Annotated in this window: 21 protein-coding genes; 11 read left to right on the plus strand and 10 right to left on the minus strand. The window is 47.8% G+C overall.

The features are described from left to right. The first annotated feature begins 317 nt into the window (after positions 1 to 317). The 4 genes from rapA to CBP12_RS07050 are packed head-to-tail and all read left to right on the plus strand — an operon-like array spanning position 318 to position 5,591. Complete coding sequence (gene rapA / locus CBP12_RS07035) at positions 318 to 3,191, plus strand: RNA polymerase-associated protein RapA (protein WP_086963801.1); 2,874 nt, start codon at positions 318 to 320, stop codon at positions 3,189 to 3,191. Positions 3,192 to 3,206: 15 nt separating this feature from the next. Continuing rightward, a complete protein-coding gene (locus CBP12_RS07040) occupies positions 3,207 to 3,866 on the plus strand; it encodes an RluA family pseudouridine synthase (protein WP_198341897.1) in 660 nt (219 codons plus the stop codon). 14 nt (positions 3,867 to 3,880) lie between these two features. After that, positions 3,881 to 4,702: a DUF3530 family protein gene (locus CBP12_RS07045; RefSeq protein WP_157420071.1), complete on the plus strand. Its 822-nt coding sequence runs from the start codon at positions 3,881 to 3,883 to the stop codon at positions 4,700 to 4,702. Further along, complete coding sequence (locus tag CBP12_RS07050; RefSeq protein ID WP_198341765.1) at positions 4,611 to 5,591, plus strand: D-2-hydroxyacid dehydrogenase; 981 nt, start codon at positions 4,611 to 4,613, stop codon at positions 5,589 to 5,591. The genes CBP12_RS07045 and CBP12_RS07050 overlap by 92 nt, the downstream gene beginning before the upstream one ends. A 162-nt stretch (positions 5,592 to 5,753) precedes the next feature. Here the strand turns inward: CBP12_RS07050 and djlA are convergent, their stop codons facing one another. Next, positions 5,754 to 6,548, minus strand: coding sequence for a co-chaperone DjlA (gene djlA, locus CBP12_RS07055; RefSeq protein WP_086963805.1), 795 nt, complete (start codon positions 6,546 to 6,548; stop codon positions 5,754 to 5,756). Between the two features lie 256 nt (positions 6,549 to 6,804). On the opposite strand from djlA, the gene lptD reads away from it, so the two are divergent. The 6 genes from lptD to CBP12_RS07085 are packed head-to-tail and all read left to right on the plus strand — an operon-like array spanning position 6,805 to position 13,537. Further along, on the plus strand, positions 6,805 to 9,171 hold the full coding sequence (gene lptD, locus CBP12_RS07060) for an LPS assembly protein LptD (RefSeq protein WP_086963806.1): 2,367 nt from the start codon (positions 6,805 to 6,807) through the stop codon (positions 9,169 to 9,171). A 24-nt stretch (positions 9,172 to 9,195) separates the two neighbouring features. Further along, the gene (gene surA / locus CBP12_RS07065; RefSeq protein WP_086963807.1) at positions 9,196 to 10,512 is read left to right on the plus strand and encodes a peptidylprolyl isomerase SurA; all 1,317 of its coding nucleotides are present in this window, start codon (positions 9,196 to 9,198) and stop codon (positions 10,510 to 10,512) included. Next, positions 10,509 to 11,498, plus strand: coding sequence for a 4-hydroxythreonine-4-phosphate dehydrogenase PdxA (gene pdxA / locus CBP12_RS07070; protein ID WP_086963808.1), 990 nt, complete (start codon positions 10,509 to 10,511; stop codon positions 11,496 to 11,498). Before surA ends, pdxA begins: the two co-directional genes overlap by 4 nt. Then, positions 11,491 to 12,297: a 16S rRNA (adenine(1518)-N(6)/adenine(1519)-N(6))-dimethyltransferase RsmA gene (rsmA, locus tag CBP12_RS07075; RefSeq protein WP_086963809.1), complete on the plus strand. Its 807-nt coding sequence runs from the start codon at positions 11,491 to 11,493 to the stop codon at positions 12,295 to 12,297. The genes pdxA and rsmA overlap by 8 nt, the downstream gene beginning before the upstream one ends. Positions 12,298 to 12,299: 2 nt before the next feature. Continuing rightward, entirely contained in the window at positions 12,300 to 12,674 is a 375-nt protein-coding gene (gene apaG / locus CBP12_RS07080) for a Co2+/Mg2+ efflux protein ApaG (protein WP_086963810.1), read from the plus strand. Then, a complete protein-coding gene (locus CBP12_RS07085) occupies positions 12,674 to 13,537 on the plus strand; it encodes a symmetrical bis(5'-nucleosyl)-tetraphosphatase (protein WP_086963811.1) in 864 nt (287 codons plus the stop codon). Before apaG ends, CBP12_RS07085 begins: the two co-directional genes overlap by 1 nt. Before the next feature lie 111 nt (positions 13,538 to 13,648). Here the strand turns inward: CBP12_RS07085 and folA are convergent, their stop codons facing one another. From folA to rplU, 4 genes are all read right to left on the minus strand, one after another. After that, the gene (gene folA / locus CBP12_RS07090; protein ID WP_086963812.1) at positions 13,649 to 14,131 is read right to left on the minus strand and encodes a type 3 dihydrofolate reductase; all 483 of its coding nucleotides are present in this window, start codon (positions 14,129 to 14,131) and stop codon (positions 13,649 to 13,651) included. A gap of 55 nt (positions 14,132 to 14,186) precedes the next feature. Then, the gene (gene cgtA, locus CBP12_RS07095; protein WP_086963813.1) at positions 14,187 to 15,365 is read right to left on the minus strand and encodes an Obg family GTPase CgtA; all 1,179 of its coding nucleotides are present in this window, start codon (positions 15,363 to 15,365) and stop codon (positions 14,187 to 14,189) included. 116 nt (positions 15,366 to 15,481) lie between these two features. Then, the gene (rpmA, locus tag CBP12_RS07100) at positions 15,482 to 15,739 is read right to left on the minus strand and encodes a 50S ribosomal protein L27 (protein ID WP_086963814.1); all 258 of its coding nucleotides are present in this window, start codon (positions 15,737 to 15,739) and stop codon (positions 15,482 to 15,484) included. 17 nt (positions 15,740 to 15,756) lie between these two features. Next, a complete protein-coding gene (gene rplU / locus CBP12_RS07105; RefSeq protein ID WP_086963815.1) occupies positions 15,757 to 16,068 on the minus strand; it encodes a 50S ribosomal protein L21 in 312 nt (103 codons plus the stop codon). Positions 16,069 to 16,304: 236 nt separating this feature from the next. Here rplU and ispB point away from each other — a divergent pair, with 236 nt between their 5' ends. After that, positions 16,305 to 17,279 carry an octaprenyl diphosphate synthase gene (gene ispB, locus CBP12_RS07110; RefSeq protein ID WP_198341898.1) on the plus strand — a complete coding sequence of 325 codons (975 nt, stop codon included), beginning with the start codon at positions 16,305 to 16,307 and terminating at the stop codon, positions 17,277 to 17,279. Positions 17,280 to 17,412: 133 nt separating this feature from the next. Here ispB and CBP12_RS07115 read toward each other — a convergent pair whose 3' ends face one another. The 5 genes from CBP12_RS07115 to hfq all read right to left on the minus strand — a co-directional run bounded on the left by CBP12_RS07115 (position 17,413) and on the right by hfq (position 22,591). After that, on the minus strand, positions 17,413 to 18,729 hold the full coding sequence (locus CBP12_RS07115; RefSeq protein ID WP_086963816.1) for an adenylosuccinate synthase: 1,317 nt from the start codon (positions 18,727 to 18,729) through the stop codon (positions 17,413 to 17,415). A gap of 129 nt (positions 18,730 to 18,858) precedes the next feature. Next, positions 18,859 to 19,749: a protease modulator HflC gene (gene hflC, locus CBP12_RS07120; RefSeq protein ID WP_086963817.1), complete on the minus strand. Its 891-nt coding sequence runs from the start codon at positions 19,747 to 19,749 to the stop codon at positions 18,859 to 18,861. A 3-nt stretch (positions 19,750 to 19,752) separates the two neighbouring features. After that, positions 19,753 to 20,937 carry an FtsH protease activity modulator HflK gene (gene hflK, locus CBP12_RS07125; protein WP_086963818.1) on the minus strand — a complete coding sequence of 395 codons (1,185 nt, stop codon included), beginning with the start codon at positions 20,935 to 20,937 and terminating at the stop codon, positions 19,753 to 19,755. A 46-nt stretch (positions 20,938 to 20,983) separates the two neighbouring features. After that, positions 20,984 to 22,270 carry a ribosome rescue GTPase HflX gene (gene hflX / locus CBP12_RS07130; protein WP_086965446.1) on the minus strand — a complete coding sequence of 429 codons (1,287 nt, stop codon included), beginning with the start codon at positions 22,268 to 22,270 and terminating at the stop codon, positions 20,984 to 20,986. Positions 22,271 to 22,330: 60 nt separating this feature from the next. Then, positions 22,331 to 22,591 (minus strand): RNA chaperone Hfq, encoded by a 261-nt coding sequence (gene hfq, locus CBP12_RS07135; protein WP_086963819.1) that lies wholly within the window; start codon positions 22,589 to 22,591, stop codon positions 22,331 to 22,333.

Genomic DNA, 22,591 nt, shown 5'->3' on the forward strand with positions numbered 1-22,591 from the left:
AGAGATAAACAAGTGCTGAACGCTGAAAATGAGACTGCTACTTATATAGTGAAGTATAAAAGGTAGTTGCAGCTATACAGGCAGAACTGGCCAGCGACTAAACAGTATCTCTATAAAGTGTGTCGCCGATACTGAAATTTATTCCATATCAACGACTTTTTATAACTTAGTCGCGATACGGCTCCGTTAACGTATATCTGCTAGCCCATTATGCAGCTTACTACTGAAGTGTTTTGGTTTTACGGGTGCGCCCGTAAGCTGCTTGCGCTAAGATAAGCCCCCATTTTTTACTCCCACTCTTTCGCTTGGAGACTTGAATGCCTTTTTCCCTTGGCCAGCGCTGGATTAGTGATACCGAAACCGATTTAGGGCTGGGCGCCATCGTCGCTATTGATGTGCGCATGGTGACCATGCTTTTTCCGGCTTGCGGCGAAAACCGTATGTATGCCATTAGTGACGCTCCTATTACTCGTGTCATGTTTAACCCAGGTGATGTGATAAGCAGCCATGAAGAATGGGAGTTAGAAGTCGTCTCGGTAACAGAAGATAACGGCCTGCTTACTTACCATGGCACGCGCCTTGATAACGGGGAAGAAACCAGCCTAAGAGAAACCTTTCTTAATCACTTTATAAAATTAAATAAGCCACAAGAGCGTTTGTTTGCCGGCCAAATAGATAAAATTGGTCGTTTTAATCTGCGCTATCAAGCGCTAATGCATCAGTTTAATCGTCGTCGCTCACCGCTACGGGGTCTTGCCAGTGGCAAAGTGAGTTTGATCCCTCACCAGTTACATATCGCTAAGGAAGTGGGTAGTCGCTATGCCCCTCGGGTGTTATTAGCCGATGAGGTAGGTTTAGGTAAGACCATAGAAGCGGGCATGATTATTCAGCAACAATGGCTATCGGGTCGCGCCAGTCGGATTTTGATCTTGGTGCCGGATGCGCTGATCCACCAATGGTTAATTGAAATGATGCGCCGCTTCAATCTGCATTTTGCGCTATTTGATGAAGAGCGCTGTGTGGAAGCCTTTGCTGATGCGGCCAATCCGTTTGATACCGAGCAGTTGGTATTATGTAGCTTAGATTTTATTACTAAGAAGCGTAAGCGCTTCGAACAATTACATGAAAGCGATTGGAACCTGCTGGTCGTAGATGAGGCGCACCATTTATTATGGGATGCCGAGCAACCAAGCCGTGCCTATGAAGTCGTAGAAGCGTTAGCTCAAGATACTGCGGGTGTGTTATTGCTTACCGCAACGCCAGATCAACAAGGCCATGAGAGTCATTTTGCGCGCTTGCGCTTATTAGATCCCGAACGCTTTTATGATTATGACGCTTTCTTAGCGGAAGAAGAAGAGTATCAGCCGCTAGCCGCTGCCGCAGAAGCTTTGTTAACTGAGGGGCCGCTTGATGCAACGGCGCTAGCTAATTTAGCGCCTTTTATTGATGAACTTGATCAAGATGTTTTACAAGATGCCAGCCAACGAAAAGCGCTGCTCGCAAAACTATTAGATCGCCACGGTACGGGACGCTTGTTATTTCGTAATACTCGCCAAGCGATTAAAGGCTTTCCGGCGCGTCTGCTGCATTTACATCCACTGCCCTTACCCACTCAATATAAGACGGCCATAAAAGTCGCTAATATGATGGGCTCTCAGCAAGACATTACCCAGCAAGCCTTACAAGCACTCTACCCAGAAGAAATTTATCGCCAATTTGAAGGTGATAATAATGCGTGGACCTTATTTGATAGCCGCGTGGACTGGTTATTGGAATTTACGAAAGCGCGGCGCAACCATAAGGTGTTAGTAATCACCGCTAAAGCGGGGGTTGCTCTCGCCTTAGAGGAAGTGTTGCGGACTAAAGAAGGTATTCGCGGCACTGTGTTTCATGAAGGCATGAGCTTATTAGAGCGAGATAAAGCCGCGGCCTATTTTGCTCAGCAAGAAGGCGGCGCTCAGGTGATGATTTGCTCAGAAATTGGCTCCGAGGGTCGTAACTTTCAGTTTGCTCATCAGTTAGTATTGTTTGACTTACCGCTTAATCCAGATCTATTAGAGCAGCGCATTGGCCGCCTCGATAGAATAGGACAAGAACACGACATCGATATTCATGTGCCTTATTTAGAAGGCACAGCCCAGGCCGCGCTCACCCACTGGTACGATCAAGGGATGGATGCTTTTAGTAAACCTAACGCCGTGGGCCAGCCAGTGTTTCAGCAGACATCGGCTACATTATTGGCATTATTAGCAGAGCATGGTCAAGACCAAGCAGGCTTAGCGCAATTAATTGAGCAAACGCGCGCCTTAACTCTCGAGCTAGAAAGCCAAATGGAACTAGGCCGAGATCGCTTATTAGAGCTAAATTCCAGTGGTGTAATAATGGATCGAGACTTGGCGGGTGAATTAAATGCCGTAGACGAAGATCCTACCTTAGCTATTTTCGCAATTAAATTATTTGATGAAGTGGGCGTACATCAAGATGATAAAGGTGAGAACGCCATTGTCTTACACCCCAGTGAGCATATGTTAGTTAGCCATTTCCCGGGCTTGCCTGAAGATGGCGCCAGCATTACTTTTGATAGAAACACCGCTCTTAGTCGTGATGATTTACAGTTACTCTCTTGGGATCATCCCATGATCCGTGGCGGTATTGACTTGGTATTAGGCTCTGAAATTGGTACCACCTCGGTTGCCATCCTTAAAAATAATGCCCTACCGGTAGGTACCCAATTTTTAGAAGTGATCTTTGTTGCCGAGTCGGCACAAAATTCACAGCTATATCGCTTTTTACCGCCCGCGCCCATTCGTCTCTTATTAGATAAAAAGGGTAACGACTTAGCAGAGAAAGTAACGTTCGAATCCTTTGATCGTCAACTCAGCCCAGTTAATCGCCATTTAGCCAGTAAACTGGTCAGTGCTTCGCAAACGATTATTCATCATCTGCTTCAACAAGCAGAGCCAGTGGCGCAATTACAAATGCAGACATTAGTTGAGCAGGCCCGTGAGCGCATGCATGACTCATTAGGCCAAGAGCTGGCACGCTTGCAGCAGTTGGCTAAGGTGAACCCGAACGTGCGCGAAAGTGAAATCATTCACATGCAAAGTTTAATGGAAGAGCTAGATAGCTTGCTCAATAACACCCGTTTAAAGCTGGATGCCATTCGCTATATTATTGTTAGTCATCAATAAGGAAATTCCATGGCCTTGCTGCACTATGATCCGCCGATGGATCCCATGTTTGACGTTGTGTACCAAGACGACAGCATTATTGTATTAAATAAGCCCAGTGGGCTATTAAGTGTGCCAGGGCGAGACCCGATTCACTTTGATAGTTTGTCACTGCGCGTAGGACGGGTGTATCCCACCACTCAGGTAGTGCACCGCTTAGACATGGCTACCTCGGGAGTCATCGTTATGGCGTTACACCGTAAAGCACACAGTGAGCTTAGTCGCCAATTTCGCGAGCGAGAAACGGCTAAGTGTTATTACGCTTGGGTTTATGGTAATCCTAAACAAAGTGCTGGCAGTATCGATTTACCACTTTGCTGTGATTGGCCAAATCGGCCACGGCATATGGTGGATCACGAAAACGGTAAAGCCGCACTTACTCATTGGCGTTGCATACGGCGCTTGAGCGATCGCAGCTTAATTAAGCTCACTCCCATTACCGGGCGCTCTCATCAATTACGGGTGCATATGAAGAGTTTAGGTCATGTGATATTAGGCGATAACCTGTATGCCGAGGGGGAAGCCCTTAGCATGGCGCCTCATTTACAACTGCATGCGGCTGAGCTTGAGTTTCGCCATCCTAAAACTAAAGAGTGGCTAAAATTTAGCGCGCCTGCTCCTTTTGATATTACATGAAGTATGAGTGGGGCGTGCTGCGCACAAGCGTATGCTTATTGTTAGCGGGAGTGTTGCTTACTCCCGCCCACGCTCGCCAGCCCGCCTATCTCAGTTGGACCGCTCTCGAGCAATATCAGGCGCAAAGTCACTCACTGACATTTACGCCAAGCCAAGAGCCTCAAGGTTATTTATTGATCTGGCCTGAAGTGGATCAGGCTCATCGCTGGCTTGGTGTGGCCCACTATTGGCAACAACAGCAATGGCAGGTCAGCCTGTTACTGCCAGAGGACAAACAGTCTCAGTTTGATGCCAGTGATGAACACGCCAGTGCTGCTCAACAAGCCTGGCAAAGCCAACAATTACTGCGCTTAAATGCCGCGGCGCCAGAGACAAGCGCGGGCGCCGAGCAAGCTTATCAAGTCGCACTGCTCCAAGGCAGCGCCGCCCTTTGGTATCAGCAAGGAGTGGACGCCGGTGACATTGCGCTTCCTCAGGCCTTAGTGTTATTTGATGCGCTACCTAGCACTCGTGCCCAACAGAGCATGCTGGCCATTAGCCTAGCGCGCAGTCCCTACCCTATTTTAGATATTTATAGTCAACCTGAAAGCCCCTTGGCTTGGCATAACCAGCAACAACGACACCAGCAATTACAACGCCGTGAAAAAACCGGTTATGCTCAAATGTTCATTAAGGAGCCAACTCGTCTTAATAAGTCGCTTTCAGGGTGGCTAGTGCGCCTAGGCTGGCTCCCATTGCCGCGTCATGCGCCTCTTTATTTACAGGAGCAACACAGTGAATCTGGTATTTCTCGACCAAGACACGCTACCAGCGCAGGCCCAACTGCGCCGCCCTAATTTTGCCCACCATTGGCAAAGCTATAACGATACTCTGGCCAACCAAGTCGTAGAACGTCTTAGTCATGCAGACATAGTGCTGATTAACAAAGTCAGTTTAACCTCTGACATGCTAGCGCAATTACCTAAGCTAAAGCTGGTTGCTCTGGCTGCAACGGGCTGTGATAACGTGGATCTTGAGGCCTGCAAACGGGCAGGAATTGCGGTGTGTAATGTTCGAGATTACAGCAAAAGCTCAGTACCGGAGCATGCATTATCGTTAATGATGGCACTCAGTCGTAACTTGCATGCTTATCGCAGCTCCATTGTTGAAGGGCGTTGGCAAGAAAGTGGGCAGTTTTGCTATTTTGATTATCCAGTACGCGACTTACAGGGCCAAACCTTAGGCTTAATCGGTTATGGCACTATTGCTAAAGATCTTGAGCAGCGAGCCTGCGCCTTAGGTATGAAAGTGATAATAGCCGCTCGTAAAGGCCAAACGACGCCCAAAGGGCGAGTCAGCTTTGAACAACTGCTCGGTGAGGCGGATATCATTAGTTTGCACTGTCCGCTTAATGAAGACACGCGCCACTTAATTGGCGAGGCTGAATTTAAGCAAATGAAAAATGATGCGCTGCTTGTTAACGTGGGCCGAGGCGGCTTAGTCGATGAAACGGCGTTACTCTTGGCTCTTAAGAATAAGCAAATTGGCGGTGCCGGCTTTGATGTGGTCACGGCAGAGCCGCCGGCTGTGGAAAATCCGTTAATGCAAGCCCTAGCCTATCCTAATTTTATCTTAACGCCGCATATTGCATGGGCAAGCCAAGCGTCTATGCAGCGCCTCGCCGATCAGTTAATCGATAATATCGAAGCCTTTGTCGCGGGTAATGCACAAAATAGAGTGGTGTAACCAGGGCGCCGAGCGCCTAGCTAAGAAAAATACAGTTCGGCAATGGCGGCGGGGGGCTGAAAAATTAGCAGCACGCGTGTGAAACTAAAAAAAGCACCGAACCTATACGAAGGTTGGTGCTTTTTTATTTTTAGCTGGGCGCTGGGTGCTCGGCGCTGCGCTTTATTTTATATTGCGTACGCTTTTGATGGTTTCCCAAGCTTGTTGAATATCTTGGGCTTTTTCTTTAGCCAGCTCCATCATTTCTTTAGGCAAGCCTTGAGAAACCAGCTTATCCGGATGATGCTTCGACATCTGGCGACGATAAGCGCGTTTCACTTCACTGTCATCCGCCGTCTCTGCCACCTCAAGAATGCGATAGGCATTACTGAGATGATCAGCGCTAGGTGGGGCTTTAAAGCCGCCTTGGCGTGAGCCCCCACCTTGCATTTGCGCTTGAGCAAAGGCCAGCAACTGTTCAAGTTCAGTGGCAGAAAAGCCCAGTTCAGCGGCTATCACTAATAAAATGGTGCGCTCACTGGCTTGTAACTCGCCATCAGCAAAGGCCACTTGTAATTGCACTTCCATGAAAAAGCGCAGTAAGTTGCGACTGTCTTTGACTCGTGCCCGAAACCGGCGCAGCGTATCTTTAAGTGGAAAATCTGCGCTTTTACCGGCGCGAAATGCATCTTGAGCACGGGTGCGCAATTCACCTTGCAAGCGCATTTGATTCATTAACTGCTCAGCTAAGCGAATTTCTTCATGTGAAACTTGGCCGCTTGATTTAGCCAAGTGTCCCATAGTGGCAAAGGTGGTATAAAGAAATTCAGCTTGTGCATCTTTATTAAAAACCCAAGCATTAGCTAACTTTTTATCGAGTAAATGTCCTAGCCATAAGCCCACTAAGGCGCCCGGTATGTGCCCTAATAAGAAACCAAACACCAGACCAATGAGTTTGCCTTTAATGTGTGACAACATAAGTTATGCCTTTTGCTTAAAAATCGCCATGCTATGAGAGCGTCCAGTATATCGCCTTTTAACGATTTACACCGCCCTTTGCGGCTGATCTCATCAGCAATATCTTAAATGAATGAGGGGTTAAGGTTGGCTATTTTGCAGGCTGATAGTGCTCGCTGCAAGAATGCTTTATCATAGCCCGTTACCATAAAGTAATGACACCTAAACCTCAACCAGCCCCAGGGCGGTGTCGCCACCAGGAAGCGAGCGTCAACCCATGAGAAAACGGATTATCGGCTTACCCTTGCTGCTGCTTTCAGGCCTCACTCAGGCCCAAACTGAAACACCAGACTCTCCAGAAATCTCGGCTTTGCCTTTTAGTCGTTGTTTTAGTCATGTCCCCTTAGTAGTGGAGTCAGATGACGAACAAACGAATGGCCCCATTAGCGTGACTGCTGATGTACTCGATGCCACCCGAGATGGAAAAATTATTTACCAAGGGCAAGTAGAAGTAGAGCAAGGAGCGCGCAAATTTAATGCCGATTATGTCGAGCTTGAACAACTTAGCCGCGATGTCGTTGCCACGGGCAACATTAATTTTACCGATGGCACTATTAGTGTGAATAATACTCAGCGCCTGACCGGTAATTTAAACACCAAAGACACCGACTTGCTGCAAGCGGATTACCAATTTCATGGTGAGCCAGGCCGCGGGCAAGCGCAAAAGGTTAGCTTGCGCAACCATACTCAAGATGTGGAGTTACAAGGTGCCAGCTATACGACGTGCCCGCCTAATGGTGAAGTATGGAAGCTCAAAGCCAGCTCAGTGAAGGTAGAGCAAGACGAAGTATTTGGTGAAGCATGGAACGCCGTATTATGGCTGGGTAAAGTGCCGATTTTTTACTTTCCTTATTTAAAGTTTCCCGTTAAAGATGAGCGCCAAAGTGGATTTTTATTTCCCACTTTTGATTTTGGCCGCCATAACGGCACTGACATTAGTTTGCCATATTATTGGAATATCGCCGAAAACTACGATGCCACCTTTACGCCGCGTTATATGGAAAAACGCGGCACCATGGCCCAGTTAGAATTTCGTTATTTACCGGTAGCCGGACAAAGCGGGACTTTGTACGGTGAGTACTTAAGTAGCGATAAAGAGCGCATTAGTACGGGCTTGGCAGATGATGCACGTTGGCTGGTGAATTGGCGCCATAATTCGCAATTTGATGCTGCCGGTCACTGGCGAGCTAATGTGGACTACACCAAAGTAGCGGCGGAGGATTATTTTTACTTTACGGATTTTTCACCGCCCGTTGGCCAATTAGTAGAAAATCAATTAATGCAGTCTTTTCGCGGTGGCTATTACGATACTGATTGGCAAGTAACCACCGAAATGCGGGACTATCAAATTTTACGCTCTGAAGTATCGACGCAACCTTTTCAATTAGCGCCGAGTGTAGCCTTGGCGAGTTATAAAGGGTTTGGGGCTTTTGACTTAGGGCTCGATGCGGAAGTCACTCAATTTAAAAATGACGCCGATGACGTGTATGAAGCGACTCGTGTTCATATAGAGCCTAAGCTAGTGTACTCAGTCGTTAACCACCCTGGCGCACAGTTAACAGCAGATGTGGGCGCTTATTACACCCATTACGAGCAAGATATCCCTCAACAACTGGGCGACTATTACAATAACCAAAGCGCCTACGGCCAAGGTTTTACGACAGATAGCCTAAAAAACAGCGCCGATAGACTGCTACCGCGAGCGCGCCTTAATGGAACTTTAGTCTTTGATCGAGAAACACAGTGGTTTGAACAAGATTTTGTGCAGACTCTGGAGCCACAGTTTCAATACTTATATGTGCCTTTTAAAGACCAAGATCACATTGGCTTATATGACACGACGACCTTGCGCCAAGACTATTACAGTTTATTTAGCGACCGCCGGTTTGCCGGCCTAGACCGTATTAGTGATGCCAACCAAATCACCGGGGGCTTTACCAGTCGTATTTATGATGCAGAGAGTGTGGAGCGTTTACGCTTAGCCATCGCGCAAAGCTATAACTTTACCTCGCCTCGGGTTCGCCTCTATCCCAATGACGAACCCAGTGAAACCAAGCGCTCATTTTTAACCTTTGAGGGCGACTTAAATATCGACGGCCAGTGGTTTTTGCATTCAGAAGCTCAGCAAGATACCCGCAATCATCGCTTATCGGGCGCGAATCTTACTTTGGAATATAATAATCAAGGAAAATTGGCGCAAATTGGCTTTCGCCACCTCAACCAAAACTATTTCCCTGATGCCAGTTTAACAGAGGATCTAAACCAGCTAGGCGGTACCTTTTCTTGGCCGCTTAATCCAAGTTGGCATGTGATTGGCGGTTATTACCGAGACATTGAACTCAATCGCAATATCGACAGTCTATTAGGTCTGCGCTACGACTCCTGCTGTTGGGCGCTGAGCCTAACTTGGGAGCAAGCACTCACAGAAAACTACCAAAACGGTCGTTATACGCCGCTACAAGAAACGCTCATTGGACTCAGATTTGAACTCAAAGGCTTTAGTTCCTTTGGTGCGGGCAATGGAGACTTTAAAGCGGGGACGAATTTATTACCTTATTATCGCCCTTTTAACCTCAATAACTAATTTTCATAGTGCACAGGACTTGTCATGAATAAAAGATGTAAACAATTACTGCTTGCCGCCAGTTTGGGGCTATTTGCAACCGCCACCCAAGCAGTAGAGCTGTTGGATAAAGTCGTGGCCGTGGTCGATAAAGATGTGGTCTTAGAAAGTCAGCTAACGGGGCTGGTCAATCAAGTTAAAAATAGTGCTAGCAGTGCTGGGCAAAACTTGCCTGATGAGCGCTCACTGCGAAAGCAGGCTCTAGAGCGCTTGATTTTAGAGAGTTTACAACTGCAACTTGCAGAGCGCTTGGGCTTGCGTATTACTGACACGCAACTTGAGCAAGCCATCGCGAATGTGGCGCGCAGCCAAAATAAAACCCCAGAACAGTTGCAAGCTGAGGCCAAAAAAGAGGGCTTAACCTATAGCCAGTTTCGTGAGCAAGTCCGTAGTGAAATTTTATTAAGCGAGTTAGCCCGCAATCAAGTACGCCGACGCATTAATGTGTCAGATCAAGAAGTAAAGCAAGTTGTACAAATGATGAGCGAGCAAGGCCAAAATCAACAACGCTATCGGGTGGGAAATATTTTATTAGCCCTGCCCAGTGAGCCTAGCAATGAGCAATTGCGCCAAGCCAGTCAACAAGCAGAGCAGTTAATTGCCAAGTTAAAGCAAGGTGGCGATTTTAGGAAGCTCGCCATCGCTCATAGCGCAGGTCCTAAGGCCTTAGAAGGCGGTGATTGGGGAATGTTGGGCGTAAACGACATGCCTTCCTTGTTTAGCGAAGCGGTGAAAAATCATCAAAAAGGTGATATTATTGGTCCGCTGCGCTCAGGGGCCGGAGTACATATTTTAATGGTGTTAGATATGGAGTCTGCGGATCAGCAGCTAGTAGAGGCCACTGAAGTGCGCGCTCGCCATATCTTACTTAAGCCCTCTATCATCATGAGTGAAGAAAAAGCCCAAACCATGCTCACTGACTTTGCTAACGCGATTAAAAGCGGCAAAGCCACGCTGGCTCAACTGGCCGAACAATATTCAGAAGATCCCGGCTCCGCTATTCAAGGTGGAGACTTAGGTTGGTCAGCACCCCAAGCTTATGTTAGTAGTTTTCGAGATGTCGTTTCACAGCTTAAAGTGGGTGAGCTCAGTGAGCCTTTTCGCTCTGAGCACGGCTGGCATTTAGTTAAACTAGAAGACAAGCGCGTGGTCGATGCCACCGAGCAAGCCACGGAGCAAAAAGCCTATCAGCTTATTTTTAATCGTCGCTTTAACGAAGAAGTGCAAACTTGGCTGGACGAGCTCAAAGACGAGGCCTATATCCGTATTGTCGACTCTCAATTATCAAACGGTGAACTGTGATTTGTAAACGTATTGCCATAACCCCAGGCGAACCGGCCGGCATTGGCCCCGAGTTAATGCTGGCGTTAGCCGCTCAAGATTGGCCGGTCGAGCTAGTAGTCATTGCTGACCCTGAATTGATCCAGGCTCGCGCTAAGGCGCTAGGTAAAGACTTAGTCTTACTGCCTTATGATGCCGCGCGCGCACCTCAGCCCCAGCGTAAAGGCACGCTCACTGTTGCCTCAGTAAAATTAGCCAAGCCCGCTTCGCCTGGCGTACTCGATGAGGCTAATGGCTTTTATGTATTAGAAACCCTAAAGCGAGCATCCGATGGCAATATGAGTGGGGAATTTGCCGCCGTGGTGACCGGCCCGGTACATAAAGGCATTATTAATAAAGCAGGGGTGTCTTTTTCAGGGCACACGGAGTTTTTTGCTCAACAAGCAAACGTGCCCGATGTGGTCATGTTACTGGCCGCGCCTGGCTTGCGAGTGGCTCAAGTGACTACGCATATTCCTTTAGCGTATGTGGCTAAAGCCATTACTGAAGATCGATTAACTAAAATTATTCGTATCTTAAACGCCGAGCTTAAAAGTAAATTTGGTTTAGCTCACCCGCGTATTTATGTGTGTGGCTTAAATCCCCATGCCGGAGAGGATGGTCATTTAGGCCGTGAAGAGCTAGATGTCATCAGCCCTACTTTAGCAAAGCTCAATAACGAGGGCATGAACTTAATAGGTCCCGTCTCGGCCGATACCGCTTTTCAGCCTAAATATATGCAAGATGCCGATGCCTATTTAGCTATGTATCACGATCAAGGATTACCGGTGCTTAAATACATTGGTTTTGGGCAGGCGGTCAATATCACCTTAGGCTTGCCCTTTATTCGCACCTCTGTGGATCATGGTACCGCGCTGGAGCTGGCCGGAACTAATAATATCGATGCGGGCAGCATGTTGTGCGCGCTTAACCAAGCCATTGAAATGATAGAAAAACGCGATGAATAGTAACGTTCACCAAGGGCATAAAGCGCGCAAACGCTTCGGCCAAAACTTCTTGCATGACGATTATGTGATCGACCAAATCGTAGATGCTATTTATCCCACAGACGACTTTGTAATGGTAGAAATAGGCCCAGGCCTTGGCGCCTTAACGGGGCCGGTCTGTGAGCGGATAAAAAAATTAAATGTCGTGGAGCTAGACCGAGATCTAGCGGCGCGCCTTGCCAGTCATCCGTTTTTAAAAGATAAGCTCAATATTCATCAAGCAGATGCAATGAAGTTTGACTTCACGCAACTGCGAGAGCCAGGTAAAAAGCTGAAAATTTTTGGTAATTTGCCCTACAACATCTCTACTCAATTAATGTTTCATTTATTTGAGTTTGCCGCAGATGTGGAAGACATGCATTTTATGCTCCAAAAAGAAGTGGTTAATCGTCTCGCTGCAGGCCCAGGTAGCAAAACCTACGGACGCTTAAGCGTGATGGCGCAATATTATTGCCAAGTGGTGCCGGTATTAGAAGTGGGACCTGAGGCATTTAAGCCCGCACCTAAAGTAGACTCAGCCGTGGTAAAGTTACTGCCCTACGCCACTCCCCCCTATCCGGTGAGTGATATTGCTTGTCTGTCCCGCATTACCGCCGATGCTTTTGGTAAACGACGTAAAACGATTCGCAATAGCTTAAGTCATCTTTTTAGTGCAGACCAATTAAGCGAGCTTGGCTTGGATGCTGGCGCGCGCCCTGAACAGTTAACGCTAGCGCAATATGTCACTTTGGCTAATGCGCTCGCTCAACGTAAGGAATAAATATGTCTTCTGGCGATATTCGCATTACGACTGTGCCTCACTACTTAGCCGAGCACTCCACGCCTGATGAGCAAAACTATGTCTTTGCTTATACGATTACGATTCAAAACCATGGCTCAGCCAGCGTGCAGTTATTAAGCCGACGCTGGCTAATTACCGATGCCAATGGAAAAGTATTGGAAGTAGAGGGTGAAGGTGTGGTCGGTGAGCAGCCTAATATCGCCCCAGGAGCCGTTTTTACTTATACCAGTGGCGTTAATTTAGCGACCCCGCTTGGCGTTATGGAGGGCAGTTATCGCTTAGTGAAGCAAGATGGCAGTGAATTTGATACCCCCATTGCTCCTTTTCGCTTATCGCTGCCTAATCTTATTAATTAATGGCTACGTATATCGTTGGCGATTTACAAGGCTGCCTCACTGAGCTTGACACTTTACTCAATGAAGTGGCCTTTCGCCCTTCTCAAGATACTTTATGGTTAACCGGCGACTTAGTGGCCCGCGGCCCAGACTCGTTAGGGTGTTTGCGCCGCGTGATAGCACTTGGCAATGCCGCTACCACCGTCTTGGGTAATCACGACTTACATTTGCTGGCCGTCGCTAATGGCATCAATCGCGCTAACCCCGCCGATAAGATCGGTCCTATCTTGCAAGCGCGCGATAGCCAGGACTTATTATATTGGTTACGCCATCAGCCCTTACTTGCAGAGTTTACTCCTTCCTCTCCTCCGGCTCAGCCAACAGCGACTGCAAACCGCCCCCAAGTGGAAAGCTTTGTTATGAGTCATGCGGGTATTCCACCCCAATGGAGCATAGAGCAAGCCCGCAGTGCGGCACGCTTTGTGGAAGCGCAATTACGCTCGCCTCATTACAAAGAACGCTTAGCGCAGATGTATGGTAATAGCCCTGCTTTTTGGACTGAGGACTTAGGAGAAATAGAACAACTGCGTTTTGCTATTAATGCCTTCACCCGCATGCGTTTATGCTATGCCGATGGACGACTAGATTTTGATAATAAATCCACCCTTAGCGCCGCTCCTCGCCACCTTAGCCCTTGGTTTAAGTTACGCCAAGATCGCCAAGATCCGCCGCTGATCTTCGGTCATTGGGCGGCATTAGAAGGGGAGTGCCAGGTACCCGATATTTATGCGCTAGATACCGGCTGTGTGTGGGGAGGAAGCATGACGTTATTATGTTGGGAAACGGGGGAGCGTATTAGTAGTCCCTGCCCAGTTTATGCATGAAGCGTGAAATAATAGGTAACGAATAACACGGCAATAAAAATGAAGGGTGAGCTGAAAAATATGGGGATCTGCAACTGCAGCTTTTCCTGCTCACACTTAGCCCTTCACTTCTTACACTCGCTTATAAACCTGAAAGCGGCAATTATATTCATTGCGCTCATCGGCAAGGCGTAACTCTTCACACTCAAGCTGCCAGTCAGCGGCGTGAAACGGAAAGTAAGTATCCCCTTGCACATCCGCTTCAATCAAAGTGAGATATAAACGCTGGCTTAGCGATAAGAACGCTTGATACAGCTGCCCGCCGCCCATCACCATCACCTCAGCTTCATCCTTAACTAACGCCAGTGCAGCCGCGGGCGAAGAGACCACTTCAGTGCCGGTAGGCGCATCGGTTAAGCTCTGGCTAACAATAATGTTGCGCCGCCCCGGCAGAGCGCGCCCAATGGAGTTAAAGGTATTACGTCCCATTACAATGGGCTTACCTAAGGTAGTTTGTTTAAAATAAGCAAGATCCGCCGGCAAATGCCAAGGCATGGCGTTATCTTTACCAATTACCCCATTGCGCGTCATGGCCACTATCATGGCAACTATCATCTTTTACCTCAGTTAATAAAGCGGCGACAGCAGTCGTACTGTCGCTCTTTCGATACTATTCTCGGGTGTAGATAACGTGGCCGTCATCTTCTTCATCATCCCAGTCTTCATCATCATCTTCGTCATCAACCAGGGGCGCTGCGTGCTCTTGCAAGGTTGCTTCGTGGTAATCATCCCATTTAAAGTTGACCGGCTCACGGGCATCTTCTAACTCTTGTTGAGTACGAGGATGTTCATCTAAGAATTCCATTAAAGCTTCGGTAACCGCTTTAGTGCCCTCTTTACTGATGGCATTAATGCGAAACACCGGCCCTTGCCAATCCAGACGCTCTATCACTTGTTCGATAATAGCATCGCCTTCTTCTTCTAAGACTAAATCAAGCTTATTAAAGAGTAACCAACGCGGCTTATTAGCGACCACTTCGCTGTATTGATTAAGCTCATTAATGATCACTTCAGCATTATCAGCAGGACAGCTACCATCTGCGGGTAATACATCCACGATATGCAATAAGACGCGACAACGCTCTAAGTGTTTTAAAAAGCGAATACCTAAGCCCGCGCCCTCAGAAGCACCTGCAATTAGCCCTGGAATATCGGCCACGACAAAGCTTTTATGGTCATTACAGCGCACCACACCTAAATTAGGCGCAAGTGTCGTAAAAGGATAATCGGCTACCTTAGGCTTAGCCGCAGATACTGCCCGAATAAAGGTGGACTTACCGGCATTGGGCAAGCCAAGCATGCCCACATCGGCTAGCAATAATAGCTCTAATAATAAGTCTCGAACCTCACCTGGCGTACCATTCGTTTTTTGGCGCGGCGCCCGGTTTACCGAACTTTTAAAGCGCGCATTCCCCAAACCATGAAAGCCGCCTTTGGCGACTAATAGTTTTTGGCCGTCTCGCGTTAAATCTCCTAAGATTTCACCGGTCATCTCATCTTTGGCTCGGGTGCCTACCGGTACCTTAAGCACTAAGTCTTGGCCGCGTTTGCCCGTGCAATTACTACTGCGGCCATTTTCACCACGTTCAGCACGATGAAAGCGCTCAAAATGGTAGTCAATTAAGGTATTAAGGTTGGTGTCGGCCAGCATATATAAGTCACCGCCATCGCCCCCATCACCGCCGTCTGGGCCACCGTTTGGGATATATTTCTCGCGGCGAAAGCTCACACAGCCATTGCCACCATCACCGGCTTCGACCCTAATTTCTGCTTCATCTACAAATTTCATTACAATATCTCCCATTCACCCACTGTGCACAGTATATCTAGTTTAAGTAGGGAACGTGCTTTAAAAAGCAAAAAGCCCCGCCATAGGCGGGGCTTTCTTAGTTCGGCTATTACAGCTTACTCAGCTTCAATGCTGACGAACTTACGGTTATTTGGACCTTTAACTTCAAACTTCACCTTGCCAGAGGCAGTGGCAAATAAAGTGTGGTCTTTACCTAGGCCAACATTAACGCCGGCGTGGAAACGAGTGCCGCGCTGGCGAACGATGATGTTGCCCGCCAAGACACTTTCACCACCAAAACGCTTAACACCAAGACGTTTACTTTCTGAATCGCGACCGTTACGAGTAGAGCCGCCTGCTTTTTTCGATGCCATGGAACTGAACTCCTATCTTAGGCGCTGATGCCGGTGATCTTCACTTCAGTGAACCACTGACGATGACCTTGCTGTTTGCGTGAGTGCTTACGACGACGGAACTTAACGATTTTGACTTTTTTGCCACGACCGTGAGCTACGACTTCAGCTGTTACTTTGCTACCGTCGATGTAAGGAACACCCACTGTAACGTCTTCACCTTGAGCAACCATAAGCACTTTGTCGAATTCGACAGAGGCGCCAGTTTCAACGTCTAATTTTTCTAGACGAAGTACTAGACCTTCGGTTACACGGTGTTGTTTTCCGCCGCTTTGGATTACCGCGTACATGTTTATAACTCCGAATGATTGGCACTTTTACCCTCAAAGGGGCGTGCACTAAAACTGTTCTACAATGGTCGCGTATTGTACGCAGATTGCTAGGGTGAGACAAGAGCGCAGCCATAAAAAAATCAGTCTTGTGCCACACCCCATTAAAGCGGTACTTGTTGGCTTTAACCCTATGGTAAATAGTGTAAAATCGTTATCTCACTGATTTTTGACTGCGTCGTTTGGCTAATAATTCTATGGTAGACATGAATAAAATAAAACAACTAACCGAGCAAGATATGCAATCGGTGAATGACTTAATCGGGGCGCGCTTGCAATCTGATGTCGCGCTTATTAACCAACTGGGCTTTTATATTGTGAGTGCAGGCGGTAAGCGTATGCGTCCCCAACTTACCGTGCTGGCAGCGCGCGCCTTGGGCTATGAAGGTGACGCACACATCACCTTGGCCGCCATTATTGAATTTATTCACACCGCTACTTTGTTACATGACGATGTAGTGGATGAGTCAGACTTGCGCCGCGGTCGCGACACCGCCAATGCCTTATTTGGTAATGCAGCCAGCGTTTTGGTGGGAGATTTTCTTTATACTCGCGCTTTTCAGATGATGACTGAGCTAGATAACATGAAAATCATGAATATCTTAAGCGATGCCACCAATATTATTGCTGAGGGAGAAGTGTTGCAGTTGATGAACTGTAATGATCCCGACACTACTCAAGCCAGCTATATGCAGGTTATTTACTGCAAAACCGCCAAGCTCTTTGAAGCGGCCACCCGCTTAGCCGCGGTACTTACTCACCAGTCTGAAGAAGTTGAGCAAGCCATGCTTAATTATGGCAAATACTTAGGGACAGCATTTCAGCTGGTTGACGACATTATGGACTACAGTTCAGACAGCTCAGACATGGGTAAGAACGTAGGCGATGATCTGGCTGAGGGTAAGCCTACCCTGCCTTTATTGCATGCCATAGCGGTAGGTAATGACGCCCAGCGTGAACGAATTCGTGATGCCATTGCTCATCGGACCGGCATGGATCATTTAGAAGAAATCATGGCGATTTTAGCCGAGACCCAAGCCTTAGAATACAGTCAGCAACAAGCAGAATTAGAAGCGCAAAAAGCCATTGATAGCTTAAAGGTGCTGCCTGACTCTGAACATAAGCAAGCCTTAATCGACTTAGCCCATTTGGCAGTAAGACGTAATTCGTGAGGTGTGAGGTGTGAGGTGAAAATATCGTAGCAACCGTTCTAGAGGTTTGTTCTTATCCCTGCATGCTTTGCCCCTCCCAGAAAACAAAAACGCCAGCTTACGCTGGCATTTTTTATCACAGTAAAGCGATTAATTAAGCTTCAAAGGGATGGCGCAAAATAAGTGTTTCATCACGATCAGGACCGGTTGAAATAATATCAATCGGTACCCCGGTCAGCTCTTCAATGCGCTTAATGTAATTACGCGCAGCTTGTGGCAAGTCTTCTAAAGTCACCACACCCACAGTATTTTCGCTCCAACCTGGCATAGTTTCATACACAGGCGTCACTGTCTCATAGTCTTCAGCGGCCATGGGCGGCACATCTTTTACAGAGCCATCTGGCATCTTGTAGCCCACACAGATTTTTAACTCTTTCAAGCCATCTAATACATCTAACTTGGTTAAGCAAAAACCTGAAATAGAGTTTACTTGGATAGCGCGCTTGATGGTGACTAAGTCTAACCAGCCCGTACGGCGCAAGCGGCCCGTAGTAGCACCAAACTCATGGCCCACTGTCCCTAAGTGCTTACCAGCTGCATCCAGTTTTTCTTGACCGTCATACAACTCAGTAGGGAAAGGACCTGAGCCAACACGCGTGGTATAGGCTTTGATAATACCTAACACATAGTCAATGTAGCAGGGGCCAAAACCAGAGCCCGTCGCCACGCCACCGGCTGTGGTGTTAGAGGAAGTCACAAACGGGTAGGTACCATGATCGATATCAAGCAGCGTGCCTTGCGCGCCCTCAAACATGATCTTGTCACCGTTTTTGCGAGCCACATCCAGCACATCAGTGACATCAATTACCATACTGGTTAGCAGCTCGGCATAGCCTTTTGCTTCTTCCAATACGGTGTCATAGCACACCGCCTCTACACCGTATAAACCGGTTAATTGAAAGTTGTAGTAATCAATAACTTCTTTCAATTTAATGGCAAAGGTATCCATGTTCGCTAAATCGCCAACACGTAACCCGCGCCGCGCTACCTTGTCTTCGTAGGCAGGACCGATACCACGGCCGGTGGTGCCAATAGCATTGGCGCCACGCGCTACTTCGCGAGCTTGGTCCATAGCGACATGATATTGCAGGATCAATGGACAAGCTTCGCTCAGTACCAAGCGCTCACGCACTGGAATACCGCTGGCTTCAAGCCCAGCCATTTCCTTGAGCAAAGCCTCGGGTGACAGCACTACACCATTAGCAATGATGCAAGTACAGTTTTCGCGCAAAATACCTGATGGAATAAGGTGGAGAACGGTTTTTTTACCGTCAATTACCAGAGTATGGCCAGCATTGTGCCCACCTTGATAACGCACCACATAACGGGCTTTGTTAGTCAGAAGGTCAACGACCTTACCCTTACCCTCGTCACCCCACTGGGTGCCTAGTACCACAACGTTTTGTCCCATTTTTCCTTTCACTAACTGTTAAGTTATTAAAAACCGAGTCTATCAAATTTTGACCAAAGTCGGAATAAACTAACACCAACTTGGTGGAAAAACTCGAACAAAAAAAAGCCCGGTCTCCCGGGCTAGAGTTTACTGTGCTTTTCCTGAAGGATCTTTCATAAAGCGGAAGAAGTCCCCGTCAGGCTTTAATACCATTAAATCCCCACCCTGCTCAAAGCTCTTACGATAGGCTTCAAGGCTGCGGATGAAACTAAAGAACTCCGGATCCTCAGCATAGGCTTCGGCATAAATCGTGGCCGCCGCGGCATCGCCTTCACCTCGTAAGGTACGGCCATTACGCTGGGCATCGGCAATCATAACAGTTACGTCACGATCCGCCTTAGCTTTAATGATCTCCGACTGCTCACGACCTTGAGATCTATGCTCTCGCGCCACAGCGGCACGCTCGGCGCGCATCCGCTGATAGATAGAAGTAGAGATTTCGGTGGGTAGATTGATCTGCTTAATGCGCACATCCACTACCTTAATCCCTAAATCTGCCGATGACTCTAATTGATCACGTAGTGCGGCTTCCATCACTTCACCGCGTTTACCCGAAACAATTTCCCGAATCGTTAGGCTACCAATCTCAGAACGCAGACTGTTATTAATACGACGGCGCAGTAAACTTTCTGCTTGTAAGCGATTACCGCCGCCCGTGGCTAAATAATAAGTAGCAAAGTTATCGATGCGCCATTTTACGAATGAGTCAATAATTAAGTCTTTTTTCTCAGACGTAATAAAGCGATCCGCTTGATCATCAAGCGTTTGCAAACGCGCATCTAGCTTTCGCACCTGATCAATTAGCGGCACTTTAAAGTGTAGCCCTGGGCCATAAAGCGTCGGCAACTCGGTACCTTGTTCACGCTTTACTTTGCCAAACTGCAGCACTATGCCTCGCTCACCTTCTACTACCACAAACACTGAGGCATAAAAGATAATGGCAATCAGGGCAACAATAACCAATAAACCTTTTCTCATGGCTTAGTTTCTCCCTGTTGGACGTAAATTGCCGCTATCAACTTTGGGCGCGCGAGTTCGTTCACTTCCCGCACCGGCCGCTGCCGCCTGCTTTTGTAAGTCGTTGATATAATCCGAGGTAATAATATTCGGATCGACCTTAGCCTTACGATTAGCATTTTGCTCAACCAACTTATCTAACGGTAAGTACATCAGGTTGCTGCTACCTTCTGGCGTATCCACAATCACCTTATTCACCTTAGAATAGATATCTTCCATGGTTTCAAGGTAGATACGTTGGCGCATTAGCTCAGGTTGCTCTTTATATAAAGGCATGAGTTGGCGAAAACGGGCCACTTCACCTTCGGCGCGCAATGCAATCTGCTCTTTATAACCTTCCGCTTCTTGCAATAAGCGCTTCGCTTGACCACGCGCCTTAGGCCGGATTTCTCGGTCATAGGCTTCGGCTTCACGAATAAAGCGTTGTTCATCTTCTTGCGCAGCAATGGCGTCATCAAAAGCATCTTTTACTTCTTCAGGTGGGCGCGCGGGCAAGAAGTTAAGATCCAAAATCGATAAACCTAAGTCGTAGGGCTCGATAATTGTTTCTAATAACTCACGCGTTGCTTGGCGTACGCCATCACGACCTTTAGTTAACACATCATCCATGGTGCTGTGACCCACCACAAAGCGCAGCGCACTGTCTAGCGCTTGATGTAAACTGTCATCGGCATTAGTCACGTTAAACAGATAGTCGCGCGGCTCAATCACGCGATACTGCACTTCCATCTCAACGCGTACTAAGTTTTCATCTTCGGTAAGCATAAAGCCAGATGCAGGTTGTGAGCGCACTGACTCTACGTCTACCGGGAAGACACGATCAACAAAGGTTGCTTTCCAGCTCAGGCCCGGCTCTACGGTTTGGTAATAATTACCAAAACGCAACACCACCCCTCGCTGAGCTTCACCTATGGTATAAAAGCCACTGACGACCCATACCACAAGCGCTATGACCAAGGCGATAATCACGCCAAAAGAGCCAAGGCTGCCTCCGCTTCCGGAATCAGAGCTACGCTGACCGAGTAAGCCACCGAATTTATTTCTCAGGTTTCTAATTACCTGATCCAGATCTGGCGGCCCTTGTTGCTTACCGTTATTCCCCCACGGGTCACGGTCTTTGCCACCATTTCCAGGCTCATTCCAAGCCATTTGTCTCTCCGTCTTTCTGGTTTATAAAAGTAACTTTACCAAGCAATCAATCGCTTATAAAGCGCTGTAACGGCTCATCTTCTTGTTTTAGCAAACGGCGCCAATCTGCTTGCTGCAACCGAATATCTACTACAAACTCTCCTTGCTCACTAAAGGTCTCATTCACCACGCCATTCAATTCATATAAACGGCTGCGAAGTTTAGACTCGCTGGGCGGCAAGATTAATCGATGCTCAACTAATACTCCTGCAAGCAATTGATTTAGCGCATCCAGTAAACCCTCAATACCTAAGTCTTGTTGAGCCGACAGCCACACCGCTCGGGGTTGACCCTCGTCATTGAGCTCAATACGAGGCGGGATATCATCAAATTTATCTATCTTATTAAATACCATGAGTACCGGTACGTCTTGGGCATCTATTTGCTCGAGCACCGAATTCACCTCATCAATATTTTCATTCATCTGCTCATCAAAGCAGTCCACCACATGCAGTAATAAGTCTGCATCGCGCGTTTCTTGTAAGGTCGCCTTAAAGGCGGCAATCAAGTCATGAGGCAAATGGCGAATAAAGCCCACCGTATCTGCCAATACCACAGCACCGGCATCAGGCAATTCAATTTTTCGAAGCGTAGGATCTAGCGTGGCAAACAGCTGATCCGCAGCATACACCCCCGCATCCGTTAGTCGATTAAACAACGTCGACTTACCGGCGTTGGTATAACCCACCAAGGACACAGTGGGCGTTGCGGCGCGCTTGCGCGAACGCCGCCCTTGCTCTCGTTGGCGCGATACTTTTTCAAGCCGCTTTTGAATCAACTTAATACGCTCACGCAATAAGCGGCGATCCGTTTCAAGCTGCATCTCACCCGGACCACGCAAGCCAATACCACCTTTTTGGCGGCCTAACTCTTCATAGCCACCGACTAAGCGAGTGGATAAATGGCGCAGCTGAGCGAGCTCAACTTGTAGCTTGCCTTCATGGGTGCGCGCGCGCTGAGCAAAAATATCTAAAATCAAACCCGTGCGATTAAGGACTCGACACCGAATAATACGCTCAAGATTACGCTCTTGAGACGCACTTAAGCTGTGATTAAAAATAACCACATCTACGTCATGTAGCTGCACTAAGGCAGCTAACTCATCGACTTTTCCCGTACCAATAAAAAACTTGGCTTGAGGTGAGGCGCGCGTGCCCGTTAATAACCCACGCACCATTACACCCGCAGAGTCCACTAATAACTCCAGCTCTGCTAGGTCTTCACGCTCGTGGTCACTATTAAAATCAATGTGAACTAAGATTGCCGACTCAGGGCTTTCATCACGCTCAAACAAGCTGCGTACTCCCAACCATAAGATCACCACAGCTTATGCTCGGCCACCCGAGGACAATACTCAATCTATTTGTTGCTCAGTCGCCGATATTTCTGTGCTTGCGCTCGGTGTCATTTGCACAGGGCGCGAGGGAACCACAGTAGAAATGGCATGCTTATACACCATCTGGCTGACAGTATTTTTTAGTAAAATAACGAATTGGTCGAATGACTCTACTTGTCCTTGTAACTTAATGCCATTGACAAGATAAATAGAGACGGGGACGCGCTCGCGACGCAGAGCATTTAAAAAAGGATCCTGCAAAGATTGTCCCTTAGCCAT

Source organism: Oceanisphaera avium (assembly GCF_002157875.1).
GTDB classification, from domain to species: Bacteria; Pseudomonadota; Gammaproteobacteria; order Enterobacterales; family Aeromonadaceae; genus Oceanimonas; species Oceanimonas avium.